The organism is Streptomyces sp. NPDC051662 (genome assembly GCF_040681655.1).
In the GTDB taxonomy this organism is placed as follows: domain Bacteria; phylum Actinomycetota; class Actinomycetes; order Streptomycetales; family Streptomycetaceae; genus Streptomyces.
This window is the reverse complement of the sequence record NZ_JBFAZD010000023.1, coordinates 27,283-53,156: the sequence shown is the minus strand read 5'-3', so window position 1 is coordinate 53,156 and position 25,874 is coordinate 27,283. Positions and strand designations below refer to the sequence as shown.

General features: G+C 72.0%; 21 protein-coding genes. 18 read left to right on the top strand and 3 right to left on the bottom strand.

The window, feature by feature from the left end; translation table 11 throughout:
• The first annotated feature begins 23 nt into the window (after nucleotides 1–23).
• The 3 genes from AB0M67_RS30810 to sucD all read left to right on the top strand — a co-directional run bounded on the left by AB0M67_RS30810 (nucleotide 24) and on the right by sucD (nucleotide 3,499).
• The gene (locus AB0M67_RS30810) at nucleotides 24–1,166 is read left to right on the top strand and encodes a VWA domain-containing protein (protein ID WP_365750905.1); all 1,143 of its coding nucleotides are present in this window, start codon (nucleotides 24–26) and stop codon (nucleotides 1,164–1,166) included.
• 252 nt (nucleotides 1,167–1,418) lie between these two features.
• Nucleotides 1,419–2,594: an ADP-forming succinate--CoA ligase subunit beta gene (gene sucC, locus AB0M67_RS30805; protein WP_365750832.1), complete on the top strand. Its 1,176-nt coding sequence runs from the start codon at nucleotides 1,419–1,421 to the stop codon at nucleotides 2,592–2,594.
• Between the two features lie 20 nt (nucleotides 2,595–2,614).
• On the top strand, nucleotides 2,615–3,499 hold the full coding sequence (gene sucD, locus AB0M67_RS30800) for a succinate--CoA ligase subunit alpha (RefSeq protein WP_365750830.1): 885 nt from the start codon (nucleotides 2,615–2,617) through the stop codon (nucleotides 3,497–3,499).
• Nucleotides 3,500–3,589: 90 nt separating this feature from the next.
• Here the strand turns inward: sucD and AB0M67_RS30795 are convergent, their stop codons facing one another.
• The gene (locus AB0M67_RS30795) at nucleotides 3,590–5,086 is read right to left on the bottom strand and encodes a helix-turn-helix domain-containing protein (protein ID WP_365750828.1); all 1,497 of its coding nucleotides are present in this window, start codon (nucleotides 5,084–5,086) and stop codon (nucleotides 3,590–3,592) included.
• A gap of 116 nt (nucleotides 5,087–5,202) precedes the next feature.
• Here AB0M67_RS30795 and AB0M67_RS30790 point away from each other — a divergent pair, with 116 nt between their 5' ends.
• The gene (locus AB0M67_RS30790) at nucleotides 5,203–7,164 is read left to right on the top strand and encodes a DUF6350 family protein (RefSeq protein ID WP_365750826.1); all 1,962 of its coding nucleotides are present in this window, start codon (nucleotides 5,203–5,205) and stop codon (nucleotides 7,162–7,164) included.
• Here the strand turns inward: AB0M67_RS30790 and AB0M67_RS30785 are convergent.
• Entirely contained in the window at nucleotides 7,154–8,185 is a 1,032-nt protein-coding gene (locus AB0M67_RS30785) for a hypothetical protein (RefSeq protein ID WP_365750824.1), read from the bottom strand. The genes AB0M67_RS30790 and AB0M67_RS30785 overlap by 11 nt on opposite strands.
• A gap of 278 nt (nucleotides 8,186–8,463) precedes the next feature.
• Here AB0M67_RS30785 and purN point away from each other — a divergent pair, with 278 nt between their 5' ends.
• Both purN and purH read left to right on the top strand, forming a co-directional pair.
• Nucleotides 8,464–9,099, top strand: coding sequence for a phosphoribosylglycinamide formyltransferase (purN, locus tag AB0M67_RS30780; protein ID WP_365750822.1), 636 nt, complete (start codon nucleotides 8,464–8,466; stop codon nucleotides 9,097–9,099).
• On the top strand, nucleotides 9,096–10,658 hold the full coding sequence (gene purH / locus AB0M67_RS30775) for a bifunctional phosphoribosylaminoimidazolecarboxamide formyltransferase/IMP cyclohydrolase (RefSeq protein ID WP_365750820.1): 1,563 nt from the start codon (nucleotides 9,096–9,098) through the stop codon (nucleotides 10,656–10,658). The genes purN and purH overlap by 4 nt, the downstream gene beginning before the upstream one ends.
• Nucleotides 10,659–10,847: 189 nt before the next feature.
• Here purH and AB0M67_RS30770 read toward each other — a convergent pair whose 3' ends face one another.
• Nucleotides 10,848–11,447, bottom strand: a complete 600-nt coding sequence (locus AB0M67_RS30770) for a proline-rich domain-containing protein (protein WP_365750818.1) — start codon at nucleotides 11,445–11,447, stop codon at nucleotides 10,848–10,850.
• Nucleotides 11,448–11,717: 270 nt separating this feature from the next.
• Between AB0M67_RS30770 and AB0M67_RS30765 the strand changes: the two genes are divergently transcribed.
• From AB0M67_RS30765 to AB0M67_RS30710, 12 genes are all read left to right on the top strand, one after another.
• The gene (locus AB0M67_RS30765; RefSeq protein ID WP_365750816.1) at nucleotides 11,718–12,581 is read left to right on the top strand and encodes a bifunctional methylenetetrahydrofolate dehydrogenase/methenyltetrahydrofolate cyclohydrolase; all 864 of its coding nucleotides are present in this window, start codon (nucleotides 11,718–11,720) and stop codon (nucleotides 12,579–12,581) included.
• A 37-nt stretch (nucleotides 12,582–12,618) separates the two neighbouring features.
• On the top strand, nucleotides 12,619–13,317 hold the full coding sequence (locus AB0M67_RS30760; RefSeq protein ID WP_365750814.1) for a DUF3017 domain-containing protein: 699 nt from the start codon (nucleotides 12,619–12,621) through the stop codon (nucleotides 13,315–13,317).
• A 394-nt stretch (nucleotides 13,318–13,711) separates the two neighbouring features.
• Nucleotides 13,712–14,554 (top strand): peptidoglycan-binding protein, encoded by an 843-nt coding sequence (locus tag AB0M67_RS30755; RefSeq protein ID WP_365750812.1) that lies wholly within the window; start codon nucleotides 13,712–13,714, stop codon nucleotides 14,552–14,554.
• The gene (locus tag AB0M67_RS30750; RefSeq protein ID WP_365750810.1) at nucleotides 14,551–15,621 is read left to right on the top strand and encodes a DUF2690 domain-containing protein; all 1,071 of its coding nucleotides are present in this window, start codon (nucleotides 14,551–14,553) and stop codon (nucleotides 15,619–15,621) included. The genes AB0M67_RS30755 and AB0M67_RS30750 overlap by 4 nt, the downstream gene beginning before the upstream one ends.
• Before the next feature lie 290 nt (nucleotides 15,622–15,911).
• On the top strand, nucleotides 15,912–17,012 hold the full coding sequence (locus tag AB0M67_RS30745) for an XRE family transcriptional regulator (RefSeq protein ID WP_365750808.1): 1,101 nt from the start codon (nucleotides 15,912–15,914) through the stop codon (nucleotides 17,010–17,012).
• A 285-nt stretch (nucleotides 17,013–17,297) separates the two neighbouring features.
• Nucleotides 17,298–18,287 carry a malate dehydrogenase gene (locus AB0M67_RS30740; RefSeq protein WP_365750806.1) on the top strand — a complete coding sequence of 330 codons (990 nt, stop codon included), beginning with the start codon at nucleotides 17,298–17,300 and terminating at the stop codon, nucleotides 18,285–18,287.
• A gap of 135 nt (nucleotides 18,288–18,422) precedes the next feature.
• Nucleotides 18,423–18,668: a helix-turn-helix transcriptional regulator gene (locus AB0M67_RS30735; protein WP_365750804.1), complete on the top strand. Its 246-nt coding sequence runs from the start codon at nucleotides 18,423–18,425 to the stop codon at nucleotides 18,666–18,668.
• Nucleotides 18,668–19,180, top strand: coding sequence for a hypothetical protein (locus AB0M67_RS30730; protein WP_365750802.1), 513 nt, complete (start codon nucleotides 18,668–18,670; stop codon nucleotides 19,178–19,180). The genes AB0M67_RS30735 and AB0M67_RS30730 overlap by 1 nt, the downstream gene beginning before the upstream one ends.
• Nucleotides 19,181–19,354: 174 nt before the next feature.
• Nucleotides 19,355–20,857 (top strand): aldehyde dehydrogenase family protein, encoded by a 1,503-nt coding sequence (locus tag AB0M67_RS30725; protein ID WP_365750800.1) that lies wholly within the window; start codon nucleotides 19,355–19,357, stop codon nucleotides 20,855–20,857.
• 140 nt (nucleotides 20,858–20,997) lie between these two features.
• Nucleotides 20,998–22,587, top strand: a complete 1,590-nt coding sequence (locus tag AB0M67_RS30720; protein WP_365750798.1) for a GMC oxidoreductase — start codon at nucleotides 20,998–21,000, stop codon at nucleotides 22,585–22,587.
• Nucleotides 22,584–23,810 carry a betaine/proline/choline family ABC transporter ATP-binding protein gene (locus AB0M67_RS30715; protein ID WP_365750796.1) on the top strand — a complete coding sequence of 409 codons (1,227 nt, stop codon included), beginning with the start codon at nucleotides 22,584–22,586 and terminating at the stop codon, nucleotides 23,808–23,810. The genes AB0M67_RS30720 and AB0M67_RS30715 overlap by 4 nt, the downstream gene beginning before the upstream one ends.
• Nucleotides 23,807–25,873 carry an ABC transporter permease subunit gene (locus tag AB0M67_RS30710; protein ID WP_365750794.1) on the top strand — a complete coding sequence of 689 codons (2,067 nt, stop codon included), beginning with the start codon at nucleotides 23,807–23,809 and terminating at the stop codon, nucleotides 25,871–25,873. The genes AB0M67_RS30715 and AB0M67_RS30710 overlap by 4 nt, the downstream gene beginning before the upstream one ends.
• Nucleotide 25,874: the final 1 nt, after the last annotated feature.

Genomic DNA, 25,874 nt, shown 5'->3' with positions numbered 1-25,874 from the left:
ACGAGCGGCTGCGCCGCTGGCGGATGGTGCTCGGCGGCGAGAGCGCCGACGGCACGGGACGCGCGCTCTCCGGCAGGGACGCGGCGATGGACGGCGCGCTGTCCGCCCTCTACGGCTCGGGCAAGGGGAAGGGCGACGCCGGCGGCGCCCAGCGCTCCGCCGGGCTCGGCGCCTCCGCGCCCGCCGTCGCCCGTTGGCTCGGGGACATTCGTACGTACTTCCCCAGCTCCGTCGTCCAGATCATGCAACGTGACGCGATCGACCGGCTCGGGCTCTCCGCGCTGCTGCTGGAGCCGGAGATGCTGGAGGCCGTCGAGGCCGACGTCCATCTCGTCGGCACGCTGCTGTCGCTCAACAAGGCGATGCCCGAGACGACCAAGGAGACGGCGCGGGCCGTCGTGCGCAAGGTGGTCGCGGACATCGAGAAGCGGCTCGCCACCCGCACCCGCGCCACCCTGACCGGCGCGCTCGACCGGTCCGCGCGCGTCAACCGGCCGCGCCACCGGGACATCGACTGGGACCGTACGATCCGCGCCAACCTCAAGAACTACCTCCCGGAGCACGGCACGGTGGTACCGGAGCGGCTCATCGGCTACGGCCGCGCCGCACAGTCCGTGAAGAAGGAGGTCATCCTCTGCATCGACCAGTCCGGTTCGATGGCGGCCTCTGTCGTCTACGCCTCCGTCTTCGGCGCGGTCCTGGCCTCCATGCGCTCCCTCGCCACCCGGCTCGTCGTCTTCGACACCGCTGTCGTCGATCTCACGGACCAGCTCGACGACCCCGTCGATGTCCTGTTCGGCACCCAGCTCGGCGGGGGCACCGACATCAACCGAGCGCTCAGCTACTGCCAGTCGCGGATCACCCGGCCCGCCGACACCGTGGTCGTCCTGATCAGCGATCTCTACGAGGGCGGGATACGTGACGGGATGCTCAAGCGCGTCGCGGCGATGAAGGCGTCGGGCGTGCAGTTCGTGGCGCTGCTCGCGCTGTCCGACGAGGGAGCGCCCGCGTACGACCGCGAGCACGCGGCGGCCCTCGCCGCCCTCGGCGCGCCGGCCTTCGCCTGCACCCCCGATCTCTTCCCGGAGGTGATGGCGGCGGCGATCGAGAAGCGCCCCCTCCCCATACCGGACAAGGAGCTGCCGAGCCGGACGATCTCCCGGTGACACGGCGGGCTTCCGTGCCGGGTGTGACGGGTCTCTCCGCTCTGTGACAGGTATCACCGCTCATCTGTGATCCCTGATTTAGGGAGCCACGGTCCACGGGGATAACCTGCGAGACGGACATGCCGCGTACCGGACAGCGAGTACGCCTCCCTCTGTGACAGCGCAGTCACGTTGCCCTTCGCGGCACGCCCACGCAGACAACGAACCCGCGATCACCAGGCTGCGGTTTAAAGACACAAGGGACGGACACGCGTGGACCTGTTCGAGTATCAGGCGAGGGACCTCTTCGCCAAGCACGGTGTACCGGTGCTGGCCGGTGAAGTCATCACGACGCCTGACGCGGCTCGTGAGGTGACGGAGCGGCTCGGCGGCAAGGCCGTCGTCAAGGCACAGGTCAAGGTCGGCGGGCGCGGCAAGGCGGGTGGCGTGAAGCTGGCCGCCGACCCGGCGGACGCCGTCGAGAAGGCCGGTCAGATCCTGGGCATGGACATCAAGGGCCACACGGTCCACAAGGTGATGCTGGCCCAGACCGCGGACATCGCGGAGGAGTACTACGTCTCCTTCCTGCTGGACCGCACCAACCGCACCTTCCTCGCCATGGCCTCCGTCGAGGGCGGCGTGGAGATCGAGGTCGTCGCGGAGGAGAACCCCGACGCGCTCGCCAAGATCCCGGTCGACGCCAACGAGGGCTGCACGCCCGAGAAGGCCGCCGAGATCGTCGCCGCCGCGAAGTTCCCGGCCGAGATCGCCGGCCAGGTCGCCGACGTCCTGCAGAAGCTGTGGACCGTCTTCATCAAGGAGGACGCCCTCCTCGTCGAGGTCAACCCGCTGATCAAGTCCGGTGACGGCAAGATCATCGCGCTCGACGGCAAGGTCTCGCTCGACGAGAACGCCGACTTCCGCCAGCCGGAGCACGAGGCGCTTGAGGACAAGGACGCCGCCAACCCGCTGGAGGCCGCGGCCAAGGCCAAGAACCTCAACTACGTCAAGCTCGACGGCGAGGTCGGCATCATCGGCAACGGCGCGGGTCTGGTCATGTCGACCCTCGACGTCGTCGCGTACGCCGGTGAGGCCCACAACGGCGTGAAGCCCGCCAACTTCCTCGACATCGGCGGCGGCGCCTCCGCCGAGGTCATGGCGAACGGCCTGGAGATCATCCTCGGCGACCCGGACGTCAAGTCCGTGTTCGTCAATGTCTTCGGTGGCATCACCGCCTGCGACGAGGTCGCCAACGGCATCGTCCAGGCCCTTGAGCTGCTCAAGAACAAGGGTGAGGACGTCACGAAGCCGCTGGTCGTGCGTCTGGACGGCAACAACGCGGAGCTGGGTCGCAAGATCCTGTCCGACGCCAACCACCCGCTCGTGCAGCGCGTGGACACCATGGACGGCGCGGCCGACAAGGCCGCCGAGCTCGCGGCTGCGAAGTAAGGGACAGGGACTCCAACACCATGGCTATTTTCCTGACCAAGGAAAGCAAGGTCATCGTCCAGGGGATGACCGGCGCCACCGGCATGAAGCACACCAAGCTCATGCTCGCTGACGGCACCAACATCGTCGGCGGTGTGAACCCGCGCAAGGCCGGCACGTCCGTCGACTTCGACGGTACCGAGGTACCGGTCTTCGGCTCCGTCGCCGAGGCCATCGAGAAGACCGGCGCCGACGTGTCCGTCGTGTTCGTGCCGCCGGCCTTCGCCAAGGCCGCGGTCATCGAGGCGATCGACGCCGAGATCGGCCTGGCCGTCGTGATCACCGAGGGCATCGCGGTGCATGACTCCGCCGCCTTCTGGGCGTACGCGGGCAGCAAGGGCAACAAGACCCGGATCATCGGTCCGAACTGCCCCGGCCTGATCACCCCCGGCCAGTCCAACGCGGGCATCATCCCGGGCGACATCACCAAGCCCGGCCGGATCGGTCTCGTGTCCAAGTCCGGCACGCTGACCTACCAGATGATGTACGAGCTCCGTGACATCGGCTTCTCCTCGGCCGTCGGCATCGGTGGCGACCCGGTCATCGGTACGACGCACATCGACGCGCTCGCCGCGTTCGAGGCCGACCCCGAGACCGATCTGATCGTGATGATCGGCGAGATCGGCGGCGACGCCGAGGAGCGCGCGGCGGACTTCATCGCCAAGAACGTCTCCAAGCCGGTCGTCGGCTACGTCGCGGGCTTCACCGCGCCCGAGGGCAAGACCATGGGCCACGCCGGCGCCATCGTCTCCGGTTCCTCCGGCACCGCCCAGGCGAAGAAGGAGGCCCTGGAGGCCGCGGGTGTGAAGGTCGGCAAGACGCCGACCGAGACGGCCGGGCTCGCCCGCGCCATCCTCGCGGGCTGAACCCCGCCTCTCCGCAGGGCACCACGCGCGTGGGCCCGCACCCTCTCCCGGGTGCGGGCCCACGCGCGTTCCTGAGCGTCCGGCGACCGATCAGCCCGGTCGCGGTACGAGCCGAGGAGGACCGGTCACCGACTCGTGGCTGAGCTTGTCGCGCAGTACCTGGTCCTGCTTGCTCAGCCGCTGCGGACCGTTGGGCACCGGAACACCGCCGACCTGCTCGCCCGGCGGCACCCGTGGCTGATAGTGCGTCGGAGCGGTGGCCAGGGTGAACCCCGTCGCCCCGATGATCAGCACGGTGAAGGCGATGGCCGCCCGCGTCCAGAACCGGGCCCGCCGCTCGCAGCCGGACCGTATGGCCGGCGCCGCGATCGGGGGTGGTGTCACCGCCCGGACGAGCAGGCCGAGCCGCTCCTGAAGGACCTGCGTATCGGTCAGCTCGGGCATCTGAGCGGCGACCGCCTTGCGCGCGTTCAGCAGCCGGTTGGCGGTGGCCGGGGTGCTCGCCTCGGTCTCGGCCGCCGTCTCCGGCAGATCGAGGCCGAGCCCGTCGTAGAGCAGCAGCGTGCGGCGATACGACGCGGGAAGTCGCAGCAGCGCCTCGCGCAACTCCCGCTCCTCCGGCCGCTCCTGGTCGCGGGGGACCGCGTCGGGGCGCATACGGGGGCTGCGCAGCCGGTGCCACGGCGACATCGCGTACTCGTACGCGGCGGCCCGCAGCCAGCCCGCCGGGTCCCGGTCGACCGCGACCTCGGGCCAGCGCGCCCACGCGAGATGGAAGGCGCGCTCGACGGACTGCTGGGAGAGGACCCGCTGCCCGGTGAGCAGATACGCCTGGCGTACGAGGGCGGGCGCGGTGAACGCGTACAGGGCGTCGAAGGCCTCGTCGGGTGTGCGTGCCTCGATTACGGGGGCGGGCGCGTCGGGCCAGTCGGGGTTGCGCACATCAACGGCGGGCGCACGCGCTCCGGTCGTGCCCGCTCCCGTCGTGCCGGTCGCGGTTCCGCTCGCTCCCGTGCTGCTCGCGCCCGCCGCGCTCGCTCCGGTCGCGCTCGCTCCTGTCGCGGTTGCTCCGGTCGTGCCCTTTCCGGTGGGGCGTTTTCCGGCCCGACCCCTGGCGGGTGTGTTCGCCGAAGACGCTTTCGTGGGCGACGCGTTCGCCTTACGCCCGCGTCCGGCGGTGGTGGGCGCGGCCGGTGGTGCGGCGCCGGCCGTGGGCGCCGCGGCGGTTCTCGTCGTACGCATGGCTCTCGTGGACGCGAATGTGCTCCGGTTCCGCGCCGCGGACCGCTGCGCCGCGGCCTTCGCCGCCTCCCTCCTGGCCCGTTCCTCCAGTGCGGCCTTCTCCCGGAGTTCCGCGGCGATCCCGGCCAGCAGCTTCGCGTACAGCTCCCCCTTGCGCCCGCGCGGAGTCGTACGCCCGGTCTCCCAGGACCTGAGCGTCGACCGTGTGACGCCCACCGCGGCGGCGGCCTGTTTCTCGGTCATCGGCTTCGACTCGCGCAGTCTTCGCCGCTGTTCGGGGGTGGGCAGCGACGGGGCGCCGGCCCTGGTGCCTCGGGCGGTGCTCTGCGTGGCCTTCTGCGTCATGTGGGACTCCCCGCAGCACGGTTCTGGGCGAAAAAGCACATAAACGTATATTGGGCGACACGGCGACTATTCGCCTGTTGCGCGAATTAGATGGGTGTCGTGGGCAGCATGAGTTCGTGACCCAATTGACCGAACACAGTGCGCCGTTGTCCTCGGCCGCGGCCCTTGAGCGTGGTAGGGCCGCGGCACTGACCTCCGCCGTTCTCCGTGGGGCCATCGCCGCGTGCCTCGGGCTCGGCGCGATCGCCGTGCTGGTGATGGCGATGTGGATCACTTCACCGTTCCCCGACAGCGGTGCGGACGGTGCTCTGCACATCGCGGCCGGGCTCTGGCTGCTGGGCCACGGCGTCGAGCTGGTGCGCCCGGACACCCTCTCCGGGACCCCCGCGCCCATCGGAGTCGTACCGCTGCTCCTAATGGGTCTGCCGGCCTGGCTGGCGTACCGCGCCGCCCGCGACGCCCTCGAACCCGACGAGGGACGGCCCCAGCTCACCGGCCTCGGTGCCGTATGCACCGTCTCCGGGGGATATCTGCTGGTCGGCGCGGCTGCCGTGGTCTACGCGGGGGGCGGGGCGCTCACCCCGCAGCCGCTGCGCGCGGCGCTCACACTGCCCGTGCTGACGGTCCTCTCGGCGGCGGCCGGGGCATGGACGGCACATGGCTGTCCGCGCGTGCCGCTGCCCCAGCGGCTGCCCGGGGCGGTACGGAGAGCGCTGGCCCGTACGGTCTGGGCGCCCGCGGGACGCCGGGGGGTCGTCGTCGCGGGGCGCGCGGGGGCGGCGGCCTTCCTGCTGCTGGTGGGCGGCGGCGCGCTCCTGGTCGGGGCCTCGCTCGTATGGCACGGAGATCCGGCGCACAGCTCGTTCGTCCAGCTCGCGGGCGACTGGTCGGGGCGGGTCGCCGTGCTGCTGCTGGGGCTGGCGCTGGTGCCGAACGCGGCGGTCTGGGGCGCCGCCTACGGCCTGGGGCCCGGCTTCGCGCTCGGTACGACAGCGACGGCCACCCCGCTCGGGGTCGTCGGCACCCCCGCGCTGCCGTCCTTCCCGCTGCTCGCCGCCGTACCGGAAGGTCCCGGCACGGCGGCGAACTGGGCCGCGGCCGGGGTGCCGGCCGTCGCGGGGCTGGCGGTCGCGTGGTTCACCGTACGGGTGGCCGCGCCCCCGTTCGCCGTGCGGGAAGAGGCGTGGAGCGCGCGCGGGACGGCTCTGACGGCGGCGCTCGGGGGTGTCGTGTGCGCGGGGCTGACAGCGGTGCTCGCGGGGCTCGCGGGCGGCCCGCTGGGGAACGGCAGACTGGCGGAGTTCGGCCCGGTGTGGTGGCTGACGGGGGCCGCCGCGCTGGCGTGGATGGTGGCGCTGGGCGTACCGACAGCGCTGCTGCTCCGGCTCTGGCGGCTCCGGGAGCGGCGTCTGAAGGACGTACCCGTACCGGCGGCCGAACCGCTCCCCGCGACAAGGACCCCGGCGGGGGCCGGGGCCGGGGCGGTGGCCGAGCCCAGGACCGGGGCGGGGACCGGGGGTGTGGAGTCCGGTGCTCCGGAGCGGGCGCGGTGGCGGGCGCCCTGGCGTCGACTGACGGGACGGAGAGTCACCACGGACGCGGCGGTGTCGGCACCACTCGCCGCGTCGGAGGGGGGAGAGGGGATCGGCGGCCTGGACATCCTGGACGCGCTGGAGGCGGCGGAGGCCGGGGCGAGTACCCGCGCCGCCGCGGGGGGCACGGGGGGCCCAGGGGGCGTGGGGGATACGGGCGGCGCGGGAGCCGGCGGGTCCGAAGCGTTCGATCCCGACTTCGAGCCTTATGACTTCCTGCCGGCCGAGGCATGGCATGAGCGTGGTGCCCGGGAGGCTCGATGGGCGGCGCTCAAGGAGGTGTCGGGGGGTCTGATGGCCGACTTCCCGGCCACGTCGCCGCCGCCGGGCGAGCGGCTCGCCCCAGGGTCCCCCACCTCAGGGCCGGCGCCAGGTTCGCTCACCCCGGGGCCAGGGCCAGGGCCAGGGCCGCTCGCGCCGGAGCCGCCCTCCCTCGGGAAAGGCGGCTCCGATGCGGACGAGGGACCCGGGCCGGTTACTCCTTGACGCCGAAGACCGGCACCAGCGAGTCGGGCAGCAGATCGTTGCAGGAGAGCTGGCCCGTGGTCGTCAGGGCGTCGTTCAGGCACGTGTAGTAGTCGCGGTACACCAGCTGCACCGTGAAGGTCGTGGCCACGATCGCCAGCGCGATGACGGCTGTCACCAGCCCGCTCACCGCCGCGGTGGTCTGCGGCCTGCTCGACGCCGGGAGCGCGGCTCCGGACTGGCCGGGCCCGCCGAACGCGGCTGCCCGTCCCGTCTCTCCTGCCTGTCCTGTCTGAGCGACCTGCGCCGTCTGTCCTGCCTGTCCCGGCTGTCCCGTCTCCGCCGGGGTACGGGCCGACCGCACCGCTGCCGGGGACGTCCCGTCGGCCGCCGCGCCGTCGGTGTCCGACGACGGCGTCCTGGACTTGTTGCGCAGCGAGCTGATGCCCCAGTACAGCGCCAGCGCCCCGAGCAGCAGCGCGATCTCCGGGAAGTCGAAGAGCGCGAAGAAGAAGGCCCACATCCCCGAGAGCAGGGCGTAGCGGGCGCGGCGCTGGGCCGGGTCCGTCGGGTCCCAGCGCAGTCCGCCGCGGCCTCCGTCGGGCCCGTCCTTGCCGGAGCCCTGACCGTTCTGGCCGCTCTGACCGTTCTGGCCTCCGGGACGGCTGCCGAAGCCGCCCTGGGAGCGACCGGGCTGGCGGCTGCTCCACTGGCTGCCCCAGCCGCCCCGCGCCGGGCCGGATCCGTCGTTCGACGCATTGCCGCCGTGCTCGGGGTGGCGCGGCTGCCACGGCTGGTCGGGCCTGCCCTCGGGCGGCGGCGCGAACGGATTGTCCTCGGCGGAGCCCGGCGAGGACGAGTCCGGCGAGCCCGAAGAGGACGAGTCCGGCGAGCCGGACCCGGGGGACGCCTGACCCGGGGCCCCACTGTGCTTGGAGGTCCCCGAAGGTCCGGTGGAAGAGGACTGGCGTTCCCGCGGCAGCAGCACCGGCCCAGAAGGCGGCGGGAGGTGGAGCGCCGTGCGGCGGCGTCGGTCCGACATCAGGTGAACGTCTTCCCCTCAGACCCAGTGCGCGGGGGTCTTGTCTCGTATGGCCCGCCCTGGAGAGACGAACCCTGTCCCCAGACGCTACCTCCCGGCCAAGCCCCCGTCCCGTGGGGGCCGCTTGGTGTGCCGGTATCGTTGCTGACGGTCGGCTTCTTCGTAGAGTTCCCCGTATCGGGGGACGTGATTCGTTCGTACGACCACACAAACCGTACGACGACTCAAGCAGACTCAAGCAGCCGCTCGCACAACGCTGTCCCAGAAAGGCGCCCGCCGTGGCCTCCCCGCCCTCCTCCGCCCGCCCGGCCCGGCTCGTGGTCCTGGTCTCCGGATCCGGTACGAATCTGCAGGCCCTGCTCGACGCGATCGGTGACGATCCGGTGGCCTTCGGCGCGCGGGTCGTGGCCGTCGGCGCGGACCGGGGCTCCATCGCGGGCCTTGAGCGCGCCGAGCGCGCCGGGCTGCCGACGTTCGTGTGCCGGGTGAAGGACTATCCGAGCCGCGACGACTGGGACGCGGCGCTCGCCGAGGCGACGGCGGCGTACGAGCCGGATCTGGTGATCTCGGCCGGTTTCATGAAGATCGTGGGGAAGGCGTTCCTCGCGCGCTTCGGCGGGCGGTTCGTCAACACGCATCCCGCGCTGCTCCCCAGCTTTCCCGGTGCCCATGGCGTGCGCGAGGCGCTCGCCTACGGAGCGAAGGTCACCGGCTGCACAGTCCACTTCGTCGACGACGGTGTCGACACCGGCCCGATCATCGCGCAGGGCGTGGTCGAGGTGCGGGACGAGGACGATGAAGACGCTCTCCACGAGCGCATCAAGGAAGTCGAGCGACGCCTGCTCGTCGAGGTCGTGGGGCGTCTGGCCCGGCACGGCTATCGCATTGAGGGACGAAAGGTAACGATCCAGTGACCGCCGAAGGTACGAAGCGCCCCATTCGCAGAGCGCTGGTCAGCGTCTACGACAAGACGGGCCTGGAAGAGCTGGCCCGCGGGCTGCACGAGGCGGGCGTCACCCTGGTCTCGACCGGCTCCACCGCGGGGAAGATCGCCGCCGCCGGGGTGCCGGTCACCAAGGTCGAGGAGCTGACCGGCTTTCCCGAGTGCCTGGACGGCCGGGTCAAGACGCTGCATCCACGTGTCCACGCCGGCATCCTCGCCGACCTCCGGCTCGACTCGCACCGCGAGCAGCTCGCCGAGCTGGACATCGAGCCGTTCGATCTGGTCGTGGTGAACCTCTACCCGTTCCGCGAGACGGTCGCCTCCGGCGCCACCGCCGACGAGTGTGTGGAGCAGATCGACATCGGCGGGCCCTCGATGGTCCGCGCCGCCGCCAAGAACCACCCCTCGGTCGCGGTCGTCACCAGCCCCGGGCGGTACGGGGATGTCCTCGGCGCCGTACGGGACGGGGGGTTCGATCTGAGGACCCGCAAGCGGCTGGCCGCCGAGGCGTTCCAGCACACGGCCGCGTACGACGTGGCCGTGGCCTCCTGGTTCGCGGAGGGTTACGCCGCACCCGACGACTCGGGGTTCCCGGACTTCCTGGGCGCCACGTACACGCGGAAGAACGTGCTCCGGTACGGCGAGAACCCGCATCAGCCCGCCGCGCTCTACACCGGCGCCGAGGGTGGCCTCGCCGAGGCCGAGCAGCTGCACGGCAAGGAGATGTCGTACAACAACTTCACGGACACGGACGCCGCGCGCCGTGCCGCGTACGACCACTCCGAGCCCTGTGTCGCGATCATCAAGCACGCCAATCCCTGCGGTATCGCGATCGGTGACGATGTCGCCGAGGCGCACCGCAAGGCGCACGCCTGCGACCCGCTGTCCGCGTTCGGCGGGGTGATCGCCGTCAACCGTCCGGTCTCCGTGGCGATGGCCGAGCAGGTCGCCGAGATCTTCACCGAGGTCATCGTGGCGCCCGGTTACGAGGACGGCGCGGTCGAGGTGCTGGCCCGCAAGAAGAACATCCGCGTGCTGCGCTGCCCCGAGGCTCCGTCCACGTCCGTGGAGATCAAGCCGATCGACGGGGGCGCGCTGCTCCAGGTCACCGACCGGCTCCAGGCCGACGGCGACGACCCGGCGAACTGGACCCTCGCGACCGGCGAGGCGCTCTCCGAGGCCGAGTTGCGCGAACTGGCCTTCGCCTGGAAGGCGTCCCGCGCGGTCAAGTCCAACGCGATCCTGCTCGCCAAGGGCGGGGCGTCGGTGGGGGTCGGCATGGGCCAGGTCAACCGCGTCGACTCCGCGAAGCTCGCGGTGGAGCGGGCCGGTGAGGAGCGGGCGCGGGGCGCGTACGCCGCGTCCGACGCGTTCTTCCCGTTCCCCGACGGGCTGGAGATCCTGCTGAACGCGGGCGTCAAGGCGGTGGTGCAGCCGGGCGGTTCGGTCCGTGACGAGCAGGTCGTCGAGGCGGCGCGCACGGCGGGCGTGACGATGTACTTCACGGGAACGCGGCACTTCTTCCACTGAGCCCCTTGGGCTCCTTGGGCCCCTTGAGCCTCCGGCCGACGCGGGGGCGGGGGCGTGGGGGTGGAAACGCCGGAAGGCCGTAATCTCCCGCCGAACGGCGAGGATTACGGCCTTCATGTCCTCCGGGTCGCGCTGAGGAGCGCGTCCGCGGACCGTCAGTGAGCGCGCTGACGGTCCGCTGATGAACCGTCAGTGGCGCGGACGCTGGAACCAGGCGGCGCCGTCCGACTTGCCGGCGAAGACGGCGATCAGGATGGCGAGAACGAGGTGCACGATGCCGAACACCGTGAACGGGTAGAGGGCGAGGACGGCGGTCACGATCCCGAAGACGATGAGAGTGACACGGACGCCGCTCCCGCCGTTCTTGACCTTCGTGGCGAGGACGGCCGACAGAACCAGCCACACGAGAGCCAGCGCGCCGAGCGCGTAGAGGACACCGCTCGACTGATCCACGAGGTCCTGGAACTGCGAGTCGCTCTGCAGCGTCTCGTTGTCCTTCGCCGCGTTGAGCGACGCCGCGGCGCCGAAGAAGATCAGCGTCCCGATCAGGCAGAGACCGGAGATCACCCACAGCATCACGCGCGCGGCCTTCACCCCGCCCGGCATCTCCGTCGGGCCGCCCGGGAAGCCACCGCCGCCGTACGGCTGGACCGGCGGCGCCTGCGGGTAGCCGTAGCCGGGCTGCTGCGGCTGACCCTGCGGGTAGCCGTAGCCCGGCTGGCCCTGGGGCTGGCCGGATCCGGGCGGGGGCTGCTGGCCGTACGGGTTGTTGGGGTCGCCGAAGCTCATGGCGGGGTTCCTCCGTTGGGTAATGCGGGGACGGTGCGACCCAACGGGGAAGAGGAACTTCTCAGAAGCGAGCGGTCGTCCCCCCGTCGATGGCCGCGTACTGCGCCCGTAATCGTGTTATCTACCTCTTATTTTGTCCAGTCGCCAAGGGTGGGCGTTGTGCAAGCGCAACCTCCAGCGGCGCCCGTGACGGGGCGGGCGAATGCCCGGGTTGTCTCACCACGGGACACGAATTGGAACAGTGGAGGGGTCATCCGCGAGGATGGGGGTATGAGCGCCCAGATTCTCGATGGCAAGGCCACCGCAGCCGCGATCAAGTCCGATCTGACCGCCCGCGTGGCGGCCCTCAAGGCGCGGGGCGTCACACCCGGGCTCGGCACCCTGCTGGTCGGTGACGACCCGGGCAGCCGTTGGTACGTGAACGGCAAGCACCGCGACTGCGCCCAGGTCGGTATCGCCTCGATCCAGCGCGAACTGCCCGACACCGCCTCCCAGCAGGAGATCGAGGCCGTGGTCGCGGAGCTGAACGCCAACCCCGAGTGCACCGGCTACATCGTGCAACTGCCGCTGCCCAAGGGCATCAACACCAACCGGGTCCTTGAGCTGATGGATCCGGCCAAGGACGCCGACGGGCTGCACCCGATGAGCCTTGGCCGGCTGGTGCTCAACGAGACGGGGCCGCTGCCCTGCACCCCGTACGGCATCATCCAGCTGCTGCGCCACCACGGCGTCGAGATCAAGGGCGCGCATGTGGTGGTCGTGGGCCGGGGGATCACCGTCGGCCGGTCGATCCCGCTCCTGCTGACCCGTAAGTCCGAGAACGCGACGGTCACGCAGTGCCACACCGGCACCCGTGATCTGTCGGCGCAGCTCAAGCAGGCGGACATCATCGTCGCCGCCGCCGGGGTGCCGCACATCATCAAGCCCGAGGATGTGAAGCCGGGCGCGGCCGTCCTCGATGTCGGGGTCAGCCGGGACGGGGACGGCAAGATCGTCGGCGATGTCCACCCGGACGTCGCCGAGGTGGCAGGCTGGATCTCACCGAACCCGGGCGGCGTCGGTCCGATGACCCGGGCCCAGCTGCTCGTCAATGTGGTCGAGGCGGCCGAACGCGCCGTCGCGGACGCGGGCTGAACGCGGGCCGAACCGGAACCGGAAAGGGGCGCCACTGATGGGTGCTGGTACGAGCGCGGGCGACGCGGCCCGGCCGCGGCGCGGGACACGGCAGGCGCCGGAGGCCGACGGGCAGGCGGTCATGGAGCCCGGGCCGGTGCCCGCCGGACCCGAGACGCCCGCCGGACCCGCGGTGCCCGGTGACGGCGAGCCGTCCGCCGGGGGCGCTCCCAGCGCCGGCGGGGAGAGCACGGTGACTGTGGGGCGTACGGCGGGTACGGAGAGCACGGTCGCTGTGGCGGGTACGGAGAGCACGGGGCATACGGCCCCCTCGGACCCGGACGAGACCGGCACCTCGGAGCAGCGCGGCCGGCGCTTCTCGCTCACCGAGGACACCGCGCGGCCCGAGGGCGGTGGCCGGGCCGCGCCCTCGGACGCCCCGGCGCCCGCCCGGCAGTGGCCGCTGCTCAGCGTCCTCGGGACGACCGCTCTCGGCCTGCTGATCGTCGGTACGCACCCCTTCGCGGAGGCGTTCCGGGTCGGCACGATCCTGATCGGCGTGGCCCTCATCGGCGGCGCTGTCCTGCGGCGCGTACTGCCCTCCGTGGGCATGCTGGCCGTACGGTCGCGCTACACCGACATGCTCACGTACGGCCTGCTGGGCCTCGCGATCGTGCTGCTCAGCCTGATGACACAGCCCAAGCCGTGGCTGGAGATCCCGTTCCTGGAGGACGTCGTCCACTCGTCGGTCCCCTAGACCGGTAAGTCCGTGTGACGGCGGCCCGTCCTCTCCCCCGGGGAGGACGGGCCGCCGCACGTGTGCGGTGTGCGGTCCGCGTGAGGTGTGGGGCGGCGCGGGGTGGACCGCGCCGCCCGGTGTGCACCACAGACTTTTCCGCGTCACCTCGCGCCGCCGCCAGGCAAGCCCGTCGAACCGGGCATCTGTGGGACGCGCCCGACCCTGACCTGTGGGGACGCCGCATCCCATGGGATGTCGTGGGACGGCGTGGGCCGGTTGCCGCGGCGTGGCAGCCTGTCCGGATGGCAGCCGCGCGGGGTCGCGCGCGGAACCCGGTGTTGCGAGGGGGCCGTCCGGGGGGAGGAAAGGGGACGAGGAACCCCGGAGGGGTCCGATCACGCATGAGGTGGACATGCCGCGTTGGAAATCGCTCCCGTCAGAACTGCCCGAGAAGGACCGTCAACTCATCATTCAGTTGAGACGGTTGAAGGATCACTCCGGCCTCGGACTCGCCGCGCTCGCGGCGAAGACGGGGTACAGCCGCTCCTCCTGGGAGCGCTATCTCAACGGAAAACAGCCGGTGCCCCGGAAGGCCGTCGAGGAACTCGCCAAGGTCTGCGGGGCGGATCCGACGAGGCTGCTCGTCCTGCACGAAATGGCCGAGCGGCAACCGCCCGAGCCCGCCACCGCCGGGACGGCCGCGGCGGACACGAGTACGGCGGACACGGGTACGGAGGGCGCGGCTCCCGCTGACACGGGTACGGCCGGCACGGCGGCCGACGAGCCGCCCGGGACACCGGAGTCGGGGTCCCGGGAGCCGGGTGCTCACCCGTCCGGTCCGCGCCGGGTGCCGTTACGCGGCGCCCTCGCCGGTGTGCTCGTGGCCGCCGCCGTCTCGTTCGCGGCGGGGCTGCTGCTGGCCGGGGGCGACGAGGGGGGCGGCGACGACGGGGGTACGAAGGCGGTGACGTACGGTCCCGGCCGTACGTACGACTGCGACGACAAGGGACGCAAGGACGGCGCGGCCTACGCCGGGCACAGCACCACCGCCGAGGCGCTGATCGACATCAACGGCAGTGGTCCCGATGTGGTCGAGGCGCAGTGTCAGTTGAAGCGCCACGGCTTCGACCCGGGCGAGGTCGACGGGTTGTACGGCCCGAGCGCGAAGTCCGCCGTACGGGACTTCCAGAAGGCGCGGAAGCTGGTCAGCGACGGCATCGTGGGGCCCGACACCTGGGCGGAGTTACGCCGGTGAGCGGCACGCTGGGAAACGCGCCGGAGAACGCTCGGGAGAACGCTCGGGAGAACGCGCGGAAGAACGCGCGGGAGAACGCGGCGGAGAAGCGGGCGGCGGAGTGCGACCGGCTCGCGGGCGAGTTGAGCGCGCTCCGGGCCCGCACGGGACTGAGCCTCGTCGCGCTCGCGGGGCGCACGCCGTACAGCAAGTCGTCCTGGCAGCGTTATCTCAACGGTACGAAGCCCCTGCCGCGACAAGCGGTGGTGGCCCTGTGCGAGCTGGCGGGCGAGCCCCCGGGGCGGCTGCTGGCGCTCTGGGAGCTGGCGGACGCCGCGTGGAGCGGCCGGGCCGCCGCGGCCATCGGGACGGGGCCCATGGCCGGGGCCGAGTCCGGGGCTGTACGAGGGCCTTCCCCGCCGCTACCCGTACCAGTGCCCGTACCCGCACCGGCGGGACCAGTGGGACCGGCAGGGCCGCGAACGCCACCGGCGCAGGGAGAAGCGCCACGAGAGGCGCCGGGAAACGCGCCGGGAAGCGCGCCTCGCGGCAGACGTCGTACCGCGGTGCTCGCCGCGACGGCCGGGGTGGCCGTCGTCACCGCCGCGACGGTTCTCGGGACATGGCTGTCGGGCGACGGCGGAGCGCGGCGGGGCGCCCCCGAGGATGTGGCGTGGAGCACGGTCGGCCCGCTGCGGCCCAGTTGCACCGGCCCGGCGTGCGAGGGCGAGGCGCCGTCCCTCATGGGGTGTGGCGGCGAGGGCGCGATGACCACTCTCGGCTCGCTCACCGCGACGGGCGGCCAGCGGCTGCAACTGCGGTACGGCGAAACGTGCCGCACCGTGTGGGTGCGGGCGACCGGGCTGCGGATGGGGGACCGGGTCGTGCTGACCGTACCCGGCCGCCGGGAGCAGCAGATCACGGCGGTCGCCCCGCGGGACACCGGCCGCTATCTCGTGACGCCGATGGTGGCGGCGGCCGACCCGTCCGAAGCGCGGGCCTGTCTCCTGCCCGGGGGCGGCGGCGAACAGGAGTGCTTGGGCCACGCGCCCCGGGCGTCCGAGTCGGTGCCTGTGCTACGGAAGTGACCATTCCGCCGTGGTGTGATCAATGGGCAACGGATGCGAGACTGTGCGAGGTTCGGTACGGGGGCGCGCAACGGGGCGTGAAGACCGTCCCGAATGCTCCTCCGCGCTGTCGGGTGAGGAACTGACGTCCTCGCCCGGTGCATCCCTGTGGGTAGTCCGAGATGGGTGGCCCGCGGCGGGAAGCGACCGGAGGAGGGCGCCGTCGATCGCCGGGGAGGGCGGAGGGCGGCGGGGGGAAGACAGCGCGGGGCACATCCACCACGTGCGGGGGGACAAGGGGGAGGCACAGAATGCCTCGTTGGAAGGCGCTACCGGACGGGCTCGATCCGGAGGTCAGCGAGTTCACGAGCCAACTGCGCGGGCTCGTCGACCGCAGCGGTCTGAGCATCGCGGCCGTGTCCGACAGGACCGGGTACAGCAAGACGTCGTGGGAGCGCTATCTGAACGGGCGGCTGCTCGCGCCCAAGGGCGCGATCGTCGCGCTGGCCGAGGTGACGGGCACGCATCAGGGGCATCTGACCACGATGTGGGAGCTGGCGGAGCGCGCCTGGAGCCGGTCCGAGATGCGCCACGACATGACGATGGAAGCGATACGGATCTCCCAGGCGCGTTCGGCGCTCGGGGAGTTCAGCCAGAACCCGGCCGGTGGCTCGGGCAGGCCGGGTAGCGGCTCGGGCAGGCCGGGCGGCGGCTCCGGCAGGCCGGGCGGGCCCGCCGGCACAGGTGGGCCCGGTGGTTCGGGGGACCGGCCCGCCGGTACGACCGTCGACTTCGGTGCCGTGCGCGTGCCAGGGGCGCCCTCCGTACCGCAGCAGCGGGGTCCCGGCGGTCCGCCCCGGCCGGGGGGCCCGTCTCCCGCCGGACCGTCACCGGCAGGGGGCCCGAAGCGCGGACGGCGCGGGATGACGATCTTCGTGGCGGCTGTCGTGGGCGCGGCGCTGGTGGTCGCCGCCGCGGTGCTGCTGACCGATCTCGGCGGTGACGGCGGCGAGCAGACCGTCGCGCGGTCCCCGTCGCCCTCGCCGTCCAGCAGCGCCCCCGTACTGCCGGCCGGGGTGAAGTGCGGTGGCGACGCCTGCACCGGGAAGGACCCCGAAGAGATGGGATGCGGCGGCGAGTTCGTCGAGACCGTCTCCAGCGCGACCGTCGGTACGGCCCTGATCGAGGTCCGCTACAGCAAGACCTGCTCGGCGGCCTGGGCCCGGATCACCCAGGCGGCGGTGGGCGACGAGGTACGGATCACCGCGGGCGGGGAGACGAGCGGCCAGACCGGCGAGGTCGACACGGCCACGAACGCCTACACCCCGATGGTCGCCTCACCGGACTCCGCGGGCGCCAAGGCGTGCGCGACGCTCGCCTCGGGTGAGACGGGCTGTACCCCGGTACGGTGACCCGGGCCCACGGGCCGCACCCTGCCACGGGCCGCACCCCGCCACGCCACCAGGCCCCCCGTATCCACCAGGCCCCCGTACCACCGGGCCCCGGCACCACCAGCCGCCACGCCGTCCCGCCCCTGTCGTGAGCCGTGCCACAAGGGTGCGTGGGTACGGGGTGTCCCGGGTCGGATAGCCTGACCGCTGGATATCTCTTCACGTCAAGATTCAGTTCAGCGACGGGGAGATGTCCCCGCACCAGGGGCAGGGACCCCCACCGCCAGCTGTCTTACGGAGATCGCCATGACCCGCACTCCCGTGAATGTCACCGTCACCGGCGCGGCCGGCCAGATCGGCTACGCGCTGCTCTTCCGCATCGCCTCCGGCCATCTGCTCGGCTCGGATGTGCCGGTCAAGCTGCGTCTCCTCGAAATCCCCCAGGGCCTCAAGGCCGCCGAGGGAACCGCGATGGAGCTGGACGACTGCGCCTTCCCGCTGCTCGGCGGTATCGAGATCACGGACGACCCGAACGTCGCCTTCGACGGCGCCAACGTGGCTCTGCTGGTCGGCGCCCGCCCTCGTACCAAGGGCATGGAGCGCGGCGATCTGCTCGCCGCCAACGGAGGCATCTTCAAGCCCCAGGGCAAGGCCATCAACGACCACGCCGCTGACGACATCAAGGTCCTCGTCGTCGGCAACCCGGCCAACACGAACGCGCTGATCGCCCGCGCCGCCGCGCCCGACGTACCGGCCGAGCGCTTCACCGCGATGACCCGCCTCGACCACAACCGCGCCATCTCGCAGCTCGCCGCGAAGACCGGCGCCGCCGTCTCCGACATCAAGCGGCTGACGATCTGGGGCAACCACTCCGCCACGCAGTACCCGGACATCTTCCACGCGGAGATCGCCGGCAAGAACGCCGCGGAGACCGTCAACGACGAGGCGTGGCTGGCCGACACCTTCATCCCGACCGTCGCCAAGCGCGGCGCGGCGATCATCGAGGCCCGCGGTGCCTCCTCGGCCGCCTCCGCCGCCAACGCCGCCATCGACCACGTCCACACCTGGGTCAACGGCACGGCCGAGGGCGACTGGACCTCCATGGGCATCCCGTCGGACGGCTCCTACGGTGTGGAGGAGGGGCTGATCTCCTCCTTCCCCGTCACCACCAAGAACGGTGCGTACGAGATCGTCCAGGGCCTGGAGATCAATGACTTCTCGCGGACCCGGATCGACGCCTCGGTGCGGGAGCTGGCCGAGGAGCGCGACGCGGTGCGCGAACTCGGTCTGATCTGACCCCACTCACCACTTCCCCCGAACGCCCCCGGTTCTCGCCGGGGGCGTTTTTGGTGGGCGAGGAGCCGCCGCGGTGCCGCAGCGCATCCGCGCGAGTTGTTGCGTACCTCCACTCGAATGTAGTACTTCTTATACATGAGCGAGCAGGTGCACAATAGGCTGGCAGTTGTCAGAGCCGAACGGAAGGTGTCCCGGCAGCAGTTGGCCGAGGCCGTCGGTGCCCACTACCAGACCGTCGGCTATATCGAGCGGGGTCAGTACAACCCCAGCCTCGACCTGGCGCTGAGGATCGCGGAGTTCTTCGGCCTCCCCGTGGAGGCGTTGTTCTCCCTCGAACCCTTCAGCCCGCTCACGGACGAGGTCTACGGGAGGAAGCAGTGATGACCACAGGACTGACGAAGTACGACCAGCGGATGTACACGCTGATGAACGGGCGCGAAGGGCGCCCGCTCTACGCGACGGCGGCCCGCAGGCGCGCTGTCGTCTGTGCTCATATCGCGCTGACCGTCATCTTCGAAGCGGCGTGGATCGCCGTGGTCTTCTCGGAGCGGAAACTGTGGTGGCCCCTCGTCGTCCTCCTCGCGGCGCTGCTGCCGTGGTGTGTGGCGACCGGCGCGATCAATGGCGCCACACGCGGGCTGCTGCAGTTGCGCGACCGTGCGCTGGACGAACGTCAGCTCACTGAGCGCGACCGCGTCCTCGCGCGCGCCCACCGGTTGACCTCGTTCCTGCTGCTGGCCGCCGCCGTCATCGCCGGTCTCGTCGGCTGGCTCGGGGACGTACGGATGGAGACGCTGGTCGCTCCCGTACTGATCGGGGTCCTGGTCCCGCACTGGCTGATGCCCATGTGGGTGGCCGGACTGACGGTCCCGGACGAGCCCGACGAGGTCTGACCGGCGGACCGCCGGTCCGGCGCGGGGGTACGGACCGGCGGACACGCCCCGGCCGGGTGACCCCGAGCACTTTGGGTCACCCGGCACGCATGCTTTCCGCGCCTCGGGGCAGGCGCCCGGATCGCCAGTTCTCGCTGGTGGTGAACGCTCCGGGAAGGGAAGGCGATACGCGACGTGTCGGCACAACACACGATTCATGTGGACGGAAAGTGGCGTGAAGCCGCTTCCGGCGCCACACGGGACATCCTCGACCCCGCCGACGCCACGGTCCTCGCCGTCGTGTCCGAGGGCGGCGCCGAGGACGCCGACGCCGCGATCGCCGCCGCGCGTACGGCCTTCGACGAGGGCCCGTGGCCCCGTACCCCGGTCGCCGAACGGGCCCGGCTGCTGCGGACGACCGCCGAACTGCTGATCCGCAACCGCGAGAAGATAGCGCTGCTGGAGAGCAGGGACTCGGGCAAGACCCTGGAGGAGGGGCGCGTCGACGTCGACTGTGTCGCCGACGCCTTCCGCTACTTCGCGGATCTGGTGATGAACGAGAGCGGCGGCCGGGTCGTCGACGCCGGTTCGGACACCGTCCACAGCGTGGTCGTCCATGAGCCCGTCGGTGTCTGCGCGCTGATCACGCCCTGGAACTACCCTCTGCTGCAAGCGAGTTGGAAGATCGCCCCGGCGCTCGCCGCGGGCAACACCTTTGTCGTCAAGCCGAGCGAACTCACCCCGCTCTCCACGGTCGACCTCATCGACCTGCTCGCCGAGGCGGGCCTGCCGCCCGGCGTCGCCAATCTGGTGACCGGCGCGGGCGACCCGGTGGGCGCCCGGCTGTCCGAGCACCCGGACGTGGACCTCGTCTCGTTCACCGGCGGGCTCAGCAGCGGTACGCGGGTGATGCGCGCCGCCGCGCCCGGCGTGAAGAAGGTCGCCCTCGAACTCGGCGGCAAGAACCCGAACGTCGTCTTCGCGGACGCGTGCGCCACCGACGAGGGGTTCGACACCGCCGTCGACCAGGCGCTGAACGCCGCGTTCATCCACAGCGGCCAGGTCTGCTCCGCCGGTGCGCGGCTGATCATCGAGGAGTCCGTACGGGAGCGCTTCGTCGGTGAACTCGCCCGCCGCGCCGCGCGGATCCGCCTCGGACGCGGCACGGAGCGTGGCGTGGAGTGCGGACCGCTCGTCTCCGCACGGCAGTTGGCGAAGACCGAGGAGTATGTCGCCTCCGCCCTGGCCGAGGGTGCCGTGCTGCGCTCCGGCGGCAAGCGGCCCGAGCCGTCGGCCGTCCGGCCCGCCGAGGGCTACTTCTACGAGCCGACCGTGCTCGACCAGTGCCACCGCGAGATGCGGGTCGTACGGGAAGAGGTCTTCGGACCCGTACTGACGGTGGAGACCTTCCGTACGGAGGACGAGGCCGTGGCCCTCGCCAACGACACCGAGTACGGGCTCGCGGGCGGTGTCTGGAGCGCGGACCCGGGGCGCGCGCGGCGCGTGGCGGGACGGCTGCGGCACGGCACCGTCTGGATCAACGACTTCCACCCGTATCTGCCGCAGGCGGAGTGGGGCGGCTTCGGCAAGTCCGGCATCGGCCGGGAGCTGGGGCCCGCGGGGCTCGCCGAATACCGCGAGGCCAAGCACATCTACCAGAACCTCGCACCGCGCCCGGTCCGCTGGTTCGCGGGCTGACGGCCGCGCGCCACGTACGGCCGAGCCGCGCACGGACAGCCGCGCACGGACAGCCGCGCACGGCCAAGCCGCGCACGGACAGCCGCGCAGGGAAAGCCCCGCATCACCGCATGCGGCACAGCAGAGGAGCAGATCCAGCTATGGGAACCACGGTCGCGCCCGAGCCGGAACCCGCGTCCACGCCCGAGTCCGGGAACGTGTACGACTATGTCGTCGTCGGCGGCGGCACCGCGGGATCGGTGATCGCCTCCCGCCTCACCGAGGATCCGGACATCACCGTCGCCGTCATCGAGGGCGGCCCCTCCGACGTCGACCGCCCCGACGTACTGACGCTGCGGCGCTGGATGGGCCTGCTGGGCGGTGAGCTGGACTACGACTATCCGACGACCGAGCAGCCACGCGGGAACTCCTCCATCCGGCACAGCAGGGCCCGGGTGCTCGGCGGCTGTTCCTCGCACAACACGCTGATCGCCTTCAAGCCGCTGCCGTCCGACTGGGACGAGTGGGCGGCGGCGGGGGCCGAGGGCTGGGACGCCGCCGCGATGGACCCGTACTTCGGCCGGCTGCGGAACAACATCGTGCCGGTGGGTGAGCGGGACCGTAACGCCATCGCCCGTGACTTCGTGGACGCGGCACGCGAGGCGCTGGGAGTGCCGCGCGTCGAGGGCTTCAACAAGAAGCCCTTCCATGAGGGCGTCGGCTTCTTCGACCTCGCGTACCACCCGGAGAACAACAAGCGGTCGTCCGCGTCCGTCGCGTATCTCCATCCGTTCCTGGACCGGCCGAACCTCCAACTGCTGCTGGAGACCTGGGCGTTCCGGCTGGAGCTGACGGGCACGCGCGCCACGGGCGTACGCGTACGGACGGCGGACGGCGAGGAGCGGCTGATCGAGGCCCGGCGCGAAGTCCTCGTCTGCGCGGGCGCCGTGGACACCCCGCGGCTGCTGCTGCACTCCGGCATCGGGCCGCGCGCCGACCTGGAGAAACTCGGCATCCCCGTCGTCCACGATCTGCCGGGCGTCGGGGAGAACCTCCTCGACCACCCCGAGTCGGTGATCGTCTGGGAGACGGACGGGCCGATCCCGGAGAACTCGGCGATGGACTCCGACGCGGGGCTGTTCGTCCGGCGCGATCCGGCGGCCGAGGGGCCCGACCTGATGTTCCACTTCTACCAGATCCCGTTCACGGACCATCCGGAGCGGCTGGGGTACGAGCGCCCCGCGCACGGCGTGTCGATGACCCCGAACATCCCCAAGCCGCGCAGCCGCGGCCGGCTCTACCTCACGAGCGCGGACCCGGAGGTCAAACCGGCCCTGGACTTCCGCTACTTCAGCGACGAGGACGACTACGACGGCCGGACCCTCGTCGACGGCATCAGGATCGCGCGGCGGGTCGCCGCCGCCGAGCCGCTGGCGGCGTGGCTGACGCGGGAGGTCTGCCCGGGGCCCGAGGTCACCTCCGACGAGGAGCTGAGCGAGTACGCCCGTAGGTGCGCGCACACGGTGTACCACCCGGCGGGCACCTGCCGGATGGGCGCCGCCACCGATGAACAGGCCGTGGTGGCACCCGACCTGAGAATCCGGGGGCTCGAAGCGATCCGCATCGCCGACGCGTCCGTCTTCCCGACGATGCCCGCGGTGAATCCCATGATCGGGGTCCTGATGGTCGGCGAGAAGTGCGCCCAGCTGCTGACCGAGGCCCATGACGACAAGAAGGGCCCGAAGCGATGAGTGACGCGGACACGGCACATGGGGACGACCCGACGGGCAAGGACCTCACCCCGCCCGGCACGGAGAGCGAGGTGCCGGAACGGCCGCCGGTCTTCGCCGTACGCGACCTCTGGAAGGTCTTCGGCCCCAAGGCCGACCGTGTCCCCGGCGACCCGGAACTCGCCGCGCTCGACGCCGCCGAGCTGCGTGAACGTACCGGCTGCACCGCCGCTGTACGCGATGTCTCCTTCGACGTCCGCAAGGGCGAGGTCTTCGTCGTCATGGGGCTGTCGGGCTCCGGCAAGTCCACGCTCGTCCGCTGTCTGACGCGGCTCATCGAACCGACCGCGGGCGCCATCGCCATCGACGGCGAGGACGTGCTGTCGATGGACAGGGCCCGGCTGCGCGAACTGCGCCGCCACCGCGCCGCCATGGTCTTCCAGCACTTCGGTCTGCTGCCGCACCGCTCGGTTCTCGACAATGTCGCCTACGGCCTGGAGATCCAGGGCATGGGCCGGGCCCAGCGCCGGGAGAAGGCGGCCGAGGTCATCGGGAAGGTGGGCCTCGACGGGATGGAGGACCGCCGTCCCGGACAGCTCTCCGGCGGTCAGCAGCAGCGCGTCGGGCTGGCCCGCGCGCTCGCGGTCGACCCTCAAGTGCTGCTCTTCGACGAGCCGTTCAGCGCCCTCGATCCGCTGATCCGCCGGGACATGCAGGAAGAGGTCATCAGGCTGCACCACGAGGAGCGGCGCACGATGGTCTTCATCACGCACGATCTGACCGAGGCGCTGCGCCTCGGCGACCGGATCGCGCTGATGCGTGACGGCCGTGTCGTACAGCTGGGCACGGCGGAGGAGATCGTGGGCCGGCCCGCCGACGCCTACGTACGGGACTTCGTCCGTGACGTACCGCGCGAGCAGGTGATCACCGTCGGGGCCGCCATGCGCCGCCCGCTGGCGGGCGACGCCGACTCCGGGCCCGCGCTGGCGCCGACCGCGACCGTCTCCGAGGCGATCGAGGCCGTCGCGCGCTCCGGGGACGCGGCGGCGCGCGTGGTCGACGGGGGGAGGCTGCTCGGGGTCGTGGACCGTGAGCGTCTGCTGAACGTGGTGGCGGGCACGGTGGGAATGGCCGGTACGGCGGGACCCGGGGAGCCGCCCGAATTCCCCGGAGCACCTGGAGCACCTGGAGCCCCCGGAGCTCCCGGAACGAGGGCGGAGGCCGGGAAGGCGGCGCTCCGATGACCGCCGCGACCGCCGCGACCACCGCGAGCACCGAGACCGCCGAGACCGCCGCGACCACCGCGCCCGTCGACCGCGGGGGCCCGCCCGCGGTGCTCTCCTCGCCGCGCCGGCGCGCGCTCGCCAAACTGCTGCCGTTCGCCGTGTTCGCAGCGGTCCTCGTACCCCTGGCCCTCACCCGCTGGCCCGGCACCGCCTGGCCCGACGCCCTGACCGTCGATCTGTCCGCCCCGCTCGGCGGCGCCGGTGACTGGATCATCGACAACCGCGACAGCCACCCGCTCTTCCTCTACTTCTTCGGGCACATCAGCAACGCCGTCGTGCTCGCCGTGCGCGGGGTGTATCTGCTGCTGCTCGCGGCCGGCTGGGCCGGGGTCACCGTGGCGGCCGGGCTGATCGCGTGGCGCGTGGCGGGCGTTCGCCTCGCCCTCACCGCCGTCGTGTCGTTCGCCGTCTGCGGGGTGCTCGGTATGTGGGTGCCCACCATGCAGACGCTTGCGCTCATGGTGGTCGCCGTCACCGCGTCCGTGGTGCTGGGAGCCCTGCTCGGCCTCGCCGCCGGGCTCTCCGACCGGCTGTACCGGGCGCTGCGGCCACTGCTCGACACCATGCAGGTCCTGCCCGCCTTCGCGTATCTGCTGCCCGTGGTGCTGGTCTTCGGTATCGGCGTCCCGGCGGCGGTCCTCGCGACCGTCGTCTACGCGGCTCCGCCGATGGCCAGGCTGACCGCGCTCGGGCTGCGCGAGGCCGACCGCGGGGTGATGGAGGCCGTCTCCTCGCTCGGCGCGACCGCCGGGCAGCGGTTGCTGACCGCGCGGTTGCCGCTCGCCCGTGAGCGACTGCTGCTCGGTCTCAACCAGACGATCATGATGGCGCTCTCGATGGCCGTGATCGCGTCCGTGATCGGCGCCGGAGGACTCGGCGACCGGGTGTACCAGGCGCTGGCCTCGGTCGATGTGGGCGCGGCGCTGGCGGCCGGGCTGCCGATCGTCCTGCTGGCGGTGGTCCTGGACCGTACGACGGCGGCGGCGGCGGCCGGTTCCGGGTCCGGGTCCGGTTCCGGCGCCGGGGACCGCGGCGGGCGCGGCCGGGGCCGCCTGCGCGGTCGGGGCGGCTGGGCTGTGGCGGCCGTCGTGACCGCCGCGGTCACCGTCGCCGGGCGCCTCGCGGATCGGCTCGACTGGCCCGAGACCTGGACCGCGAACATCGCCGAGCCCGTCAACCGGGCCGTCGACTGGATGACCGCCCACCTCTACTCCGGAGTCCCCGTCATCGGCGGCACCGCCGACTGGGCCGGCCGCTTCACCACCTGGGTGCTCGACCCGCTGCGCGGCGGCCTCCAGGCCCTGCCCTGGTGGGCGGTCCTGCTGCTCGTCGCCGCCCTCGCGCTGCTGATCGGCACCTGGCGGACCGCGTTGACGGCCGTACTCGCCATGACCGCGATCGGTGTCCTCGGCGTGTGGAAGCCGTCGCTGGACACGCTGTCGCAGGTGCTGGCGGCCGTCGCCGTCACACTCGTCATCGGCTTCGCCGCGGGCATCGCGGCGGCCCGTAGCTCCCGGGTGGAAGCGCTGCTCAGGCCCGTTCTGGACGTCTTCCAGACCCTGCCGCAGTTCGTCTATCTGATCCCGGTGGTCGCACTCTTCGGCGTCGGGCGCGCCCCGGCGGTCGCCGCCGCCGTCGTGTACGCGCTGCCCGCGGTCGTCCGTATCACCACCCAGGGCCTGCGCCAGGTCGATCCGGCCGCCATGGAGTCGGCACGCTCGCTCGGCGCGACCGGCACTCAGCAACTGCGCCAGGTCCAACTGCCGCTCGCGAGGCCCGCGCTGCGCCTCGCGCTCAACCAGGGCGTCGTGCTGGTGCTCGCCGTCGTCATCATCGGCGGTCTGGTGGGCGGCGGGGCGCTCGGGTACGACGTGGTGTTCGGGCTCGCCCAGGGCGATTTGGCGACCGGCCTCGTCGCGGGCGCGGCCATCGTCTGTCTCGGTCTGATGCTCGACCGGGTGACCCAGCCCACGGAACGCCGTACGGAACGCCGTACCGGCCGGACCAGGAAGGCGGCCTGAC

Excerpts from the sequence above, each read along its gene's own strand:
- AB0M67_RS30810 (WP_365750905.1), top strand. The coding sequence starts at position 24 with ATGGTGCTCGGCGGCGAGAGCGCCGACGGCACGGGACGCGCGCTCTCC.
- sucD (WP_365750830.1), top strand. The coding sequence starts at position 2,615 with ATGGCTATTTTCCTGACCAAGGAAAGCAAGGTCATCGTCCAGGGGATG.
- AB0M67_RS30795 (WP_365750828.1), bottom strand. The coding sequence starts at position 5,086 with ATGACGCAGAAGGCCACGCAGAGCACCGCCCGAGGCACCAGGGCCGGC.
- AB0M67_RS30785 (WP_365750824.1), bottom strand. The coding sequence starts at position 8,185 with ATGTCGGACCGACGCCGCCGCACGGCGCTCCACCTCCCGCCGCCTTCT.
- AB0M67_RS30770 (WP_365750818.1), bottom strand. The coding sequence starts at position 11,447 with ATGAGCTTCGGCGACCCCAACAACCCGTACGGCCAGCAGCCCCCGCCC.
- AB0M67_RS30765 (WP_365750816.1), top strand. The coding sequence starts at position 11,718 with ATGAGCGCCCAGATTCTCGATGGCAAGGCCACCGCAGCCGCGATCAAG.
- AB0M67_RS30760 (WP_365750814.1), top strand. The coding sequence starts at position 12,619 with ATGGGTGCTGGTACGAGCGCGGGCGACGCGGCCCGGCCGCGGCGCGGG.
- AB0M67_RS30755 (WP_365750812.1), top strand. The coding sequence starts at position 13,712 with ATGCCGCGTTGGAAATCGCTCCCGTCAGAACTGCCCGAGAAGGACCGT.
- AB0M67_RS30745 (WP_365750808.1), top strand. The coding sequence starts at position 15,912 with ATGCCTCGTTGGAAGGCGCTACCGGACGGGCTCGATCCGGAGGTCAGC.
- AB0M67_RS30740 (WP_365750806.1), top strand. The coding sequence starts at position 17,298 with ATGACCCGCACTCCCGTGAATGTCACCGTCACCGGCGCGGCCGGCCAG.
- AB0M67_RS30735 (WP_365750804.1), top strand. The coding sequence starts at position 18,423 with ATGAGCGAGCAGGTGCACAATAGGCTGGCAGTTGTCAGAGCCGAACGG.
- AB0M67_RS30730 (WP_365750802.1), top strand. The coding sequence starts at position 18,668 with ATGACCACAGGACTGACGAAGTACGACCAGCGGATGTACACGCTGATG.
- AB0M67_RS30720 (WP_365750798.1), top strand. The coding sequence starts at position 20,998 with ATGGGAACCACGGTCGCGCCCGAGCCGGAACCCGCGTCCACGCCCGAG.
- AB0M67_RS30715 (WP_365750796.1), top strand. The coding sequence starts at position 22,584 with ATGAGTGACGCGGACACGGCACATGGGGACGACCCGACGGGCAAGGAC.
- AB0M67_RS30710 (WP_365750794.1), top strand. The coding sequence starts at position 23,807 with ATGACCGCCGCGACCGCCGCGACCACCGCGAGCACCGAGACCGCCGAG.